Here is a 454-nt window from a genome sequence, read left to right as displayed (position 1 = left end):
CGTACAGCCGGATCAGCTGGTCCAGACGCAGGGTGCGCGGTACGCCGTCGACGATCGACAGCATGTTGGCCCCGAAGCTGGTTTGCAGCTGGGTGTGCTTGTAGAGGTTGTTCAGCACAACCTTGGCCACGGCATCGCGCTTGAGCTCCACCACGATTCGCAGACCGACCCGGTCACTGGACTGGTCTTCGATGTTGGAGATGCCGCCCAGCTTGCCGTCGCGCACCTGCTCGGCGATCGAGGTGATGAAGTTGTCGTGGTTGACCTGGTAGGGCAGTTCGGTGATGACGATGCCGGTGCGGCCCCGGCTGTCTTCCTCGATCTCGACGACACCGCGCATCTTGACCGAGCCGCGCCCGGTCTTGTAGGTGTCCTCGATGCCCTGGCTGCCCACGATCAGGCCGCTGGTGGGGAAGTCCGGGCCCTTGACCCGCTCGCACACCGCGGCCAGAGT

Annotated in this window: 1 protein-coding gene; it reads right to left on the bottom strand. The window is 64.5% G+C overall.

Going from position 1 to position 454, the window contains the following annotated elements:
- Positions 1-454, bottom strand: a 454-nt coding sequence (locus IMZ11_RS44105; RefSeq protein ID WP_305075964.1) for a DNA gyrase subunit A, incomplete at both ends; no start/stop codon positions are given.

It is taken from the genome of Microtetraspora sp. AC03309 (genome assembly GCF_020826795.1).
GTDB classification, from domain to species: Bacteria; Actinomycetota; Actinomycetes; order Streptosporangiales; family Streptosporangiaceae; genus Microtetraspora; species Microtetraspora glauca.
Note: the sequence above shows the minus strand (reverse complement) of the source record. Positions and strands in the feature narration are given on the sequence as shown.